Below are 3,058 nucleotides of genomic sequence, written 5' to 3'. Positions count from 1 at the left end.
CCGGCAACTCCGTCAATCCATCAGGCATTGCCTTGGTTGCCGGCCAGCGGCCGGCACTACCGTGGTTTATGCCTTCAACAGCCCGGCCRGCAGCTGCATGGTGATGCAGTGCAGGCTGCCGTTCTGCCAGATCAGCGAGCGGCAGGGCACCTGCACGATCTCGCGGCCCGGGTGGGCCTGTGCCAGCACGTCGCGGGCCAGGTCGTCGGCCGGGTCGCCATAGGCCGGCATCAGCACCGCGCCGTTGACGATCAGGTAATTGGCATACGAAGCAGCCAGGCGGCGGCCTTCATCGATCACCGGCTTTGCCCACGGCAACGGGAACAGGCGGTACGGCTTTCCGTCAGCCGTGCGCAACGCGGCCAGCTCGGCGCCCATCGCCTGCAGCTCGGCGTAGTGCGAATCGCTGGCGTCGTCGCAGGCCTGGTAGACGATGCTGTCGGCCGAGGCGAAGCGGGCGAGGGTGTCGATATGGGCGTCGGTGTCGTCGCCTTCCAGGTAGCCATGATCCAGCCACAGCACGCGTTCCTGCTCCAGCCAGTTCGCCAGGTCGGCGCTCAGGCTGTCGCGGTCACGGTCGGGATGGCGCTCGTGCAGGCACTTCCAGGTGGTCAGCAGGGTGCCTTCACCATCGGTCTCGATGCCGCCGCCTTCCAGTGCGAACGGAATGCTGCGCACCGCCGCATCGTTGAACACGCCGGCCTGGTCGAGCACGCCAACCAGCTGGTCATCGAGGGTGGCATCGAACTTGCCGCCCCAGCCGGTGAAGCGGAAGTCCAGCAGCTGGAAGCTGCCGTCGGCGCGGCGCAGGGTGATCGGGCCCGAATCACGCAGCCAGGTATCGTCGTACGCGGCGGTGGTGAAGTGGACCTTGTCCATGTCGATGCGGTTGGAGCGCAGCCGCATCTCGGCATAGGTCTCCACGTCATCGTCGGCCACGCAGATCAGCACCGGCTGGAAGCGGGTGATCGCCGCAACGAGGGCGATGTAGGTCTCTTCCACCTGGCCCAGGCGGTCGGCCCAGTCGGTGTCGGCGGTGGGCCAGGCAATCAGGACGCCGCTCTGGGCTTCCCATTCGGCAGGAAAACGAAGGGTCTGGTTCATGGTCTCGCTACACGCGCCCGCCGGTGGCGGGCATGGGGGTCAACGGATCGGCGGCTTGGGGCCGATTTCGTTCGGATCCGCCTGGTTTGCCACCACGTCGATCACCTTCTGCTTCTCGAAGTAGACGGTGAACTGCGGGTACACCCAGCGGTGGATGGTCGGCCATTGCCGTTTCTGTCCGCCGCGCGGCTGCAGCTGCTCTGCCGGCGCGCCGAACTGGGACTGCACCTGCTGCATGCTCTGGCCGCGGGCGGGCAGGGCGCCGGCCGGCTTCTCGCGGGCGCGGTCGACAAGCAGGGTATCGGCCATCGCCGGAGTGGCGGCAGCCAGGGTGGCCAGTACGGCCAGGGTGCACAGGTAACGCGTCATCTCGATCTACTCCCCAGTGGTCAAGAACAGCGATTACAGCAAAAACGGCAGGAAAAAACCGCATAAACAAAAAACCGCCCGAAGGCGGCTTTTTGCATCGGGTCGGCCCCGCGTGGGGCCAGCCGCGGTCACAAGGACCGTTGGGCTTAGCGCTGACGCGCCTTGAAACGCGGGTTCGACTTGCAGATGACGAAGATCTTGCCACGACGACGCACGACCTTGCAGTCACGGTGACGGGCCTTCGCCGACTTCAGGGAGGACAGAACTTTCATGGCATACCTCGGCGTAAACAGTAGTTGTTCGGGTGGAGCGTGGCCGCGATATGCGAAAGACAATCGGCAGTGGACGCTCGTTCAAGCCCGCCATTCTACCGGGCTTTTCCCCATGGTTTCAAGTGGTTGCACAATAGGCCCGTTGCGGGGTGTCTGGCAGGGGCTAGAATGCCCCCTTCACACGCGCAAGGACCCCCATGAATCCACTCGTTCCCGTCCTGACCATCGACGGCCCGTCAGGGGCCGGCAAGGGTACCATCAGCCGCATCGTGGCGCGCCGGTTGGGCTGGCACTACCTGGATTCGGGCGCTCTGTACCGTGCCGTCGGCGTGGCGGCCAGCTGGGCCGACATCGACACCTCCGATGCCTCCGCGCTGGTGCGCTGCACCTTTGACACCCATGTCCAGTTCGTCGAGCAGGGCGATGGCATGCGGGTCCTGGTCAATGGCACCGACGCCACCGACGAGCTGCGGCTGGAGACCACCGGGGCGCTGGCGTCGGCGATTGCCGCCATCCCCGAAGTCCGGGCCGCCCTGAAGGAGCGCCAGCGCGCATTCAGGATGGAGCCGGGGCTGGTCGCCGACGGCCGCGACATGGGCACCGTCATCTTCCCGGACGCCCCCTACAAGGTCTTCCTGACCGCCAGTGCCGAGGAGCGCGCCGAGCGCCGGCATAAGCAGTTGAAAGACAAGGGGGTTTCTGTTAACTTTGAAGACCTCCTGCGCGAGATCATGGCCCGCGACGCCCGTGATGCTCAGCGTACCGTGGCGCCCCTGAAGCCGGCAGACGATGCTGTCCTCATCGACACCACAGGCATCGGCATCGAAGATGTCGTTGCCAGAGTGATGGATCTGCTTCCGGTTCCGGCTGCCTGATCCGTTCGCGCGGGAGCTCTGCCAGCAGCATCGGTGGAGGTCGCGCATCTGCAGTGCTGTAAAAGCTCCGTCGCGCAATGATGCGTGGCGGTTTTCCTACTTCCACACACGACCTGCATTTCCGGGGTCGACCAACAGGCGGGCGGCAGCCATTCCCTGAAGGGAAGCCAGCCGACCCATGTGTCCAACAGAGTAAATCTAATGACCGAATCATTTGCCGAACTGTTTGAAGCCAGCCAGGCCAACCTGGCCAAGCTGAAGCCGGGCGCCATCGTCAGCGGTACCGTTGTTGAAGTCCGCGGCGACGTCGTGGTGATCAACGCCGGGCTGAAGTCGGAAGGCATCGTGCCGATCGAACAGTTCCGTAACGACGCTGGCGAAATCGATGTTGCCGAAGGCGACATCGTCAAGGTCGCCCTCGACTCGATCGAGAACGGC

5 protein-coding genes are annotated in these 3,058 nt (G+C 64.8%); 2 read left to right on the top strand and 3 right to left on the bottom strand.

The features are described 5' to 3' along the window. Positions 1–66 precede the first annotated feature (66 nt). From AB4Y84_RS17860 to ykgO, 3 genes are all read right to left on the bottom strand, one after another. The gene (locus tag AB4Y84_RS17860; protein ID WP_442250576.1) at positions 67–1,104 is read right to left on the bottom strand and encodes an agmatine deiminase family protein; all 1,038 of its coding nucleotides are present in this window, start codon (positions 1,102–1,104) and stop codon (positions 67–69) included. A gap of 39 nt (positions 1,105–1,143) precedes the next feature. Further along, on the bottom strand, positions 1,144–1,473 hold the full coding sequence (locus AB4Y84_RS17855) for a hypothetical protein (protein WP_442244935.1): 330 nt from the start codon (positions 1,471–1,473) through the stop codon (positions 1,144–1,146). A gap of 146 nt (positions 1,474–1,619) precedes the next feature. Continuing rightward, a complete protein-coding gene (gene ykgO, locus AB4Y84_RS17850; protein ID WP_005409283.1) occupies positions 1,620–1,745 on the bottom strand; it encodes a type B 50S ribosomal protein L36 in 126 nt (41 codons plus the stop codon). Positions 1,746–1,942: 197 nt separating this feature from the next. Here ykgO and cmk point away from each other — a divergent pair, with 197 nt between their 5' ends. Together cmk and AB4Y84_RS17840 are read left to right on the top strand one after the other, a co-directional pair. Further along, a complete protein-coding gene (gene cmk, locus AB4Y84_RS17845; protein WP_025875034.1) occupies positions 1,943–2,620 on the top strand; it encodes a (d)CMP kinase in 678 nt (225 codons plus the stop codon). 201 nt (positions 2,621–2,821) lie between these two features. After that, on the top strand, positions 2,822–3,058 hold a 237-nt coding region (locus tag AB4Y84_RS17840; protein ID WP_442250575.1), incomplete at its 3' end, for a S1 RNA-binding domain-containing protein.

It is taken from the genome of Stenotrophomonas sp. 2YAF22 (assembly GCF_052114665.1).
Taxonomy (GTDB): domain Bacteria; phylum Pseudomonadota; class Gammaproteobacteria; order Xanthomonadales; family Xanthomonadaceae; genus Stenotrophomonas; species Stenotrophomonas indicatrix.
Note: the sequence above shows the minus strand (reverse complement) of the source record. Positions and strands in the feature narration are given on the sequence as shown.

Excerpts from the sequence above, each read along its gene's own strand:
- AB4Y84_RS17855 (WP_442244935.1), bottom strand. The coding sequence starts at position 1,473 with ATGACGCGTTACCTGTGCACCCTGGCCGTACTGGCCACCCTGGCTGCC.
- ykgO (WP_005409283.1), bottom strand. The coding sequence starts at position 1,745 with ATGAAAGTTCTGTCCTCCCTGAAGTCGGCGAAGGCCCGTCACCGTGAC.
- cmk (WP_025875034.1), top strand. The coding sequence starts at position 1,943 with ATGAATCCACTCGTTCCCGTCCTGACCATCGACGGCCCGTCAGGGGCC.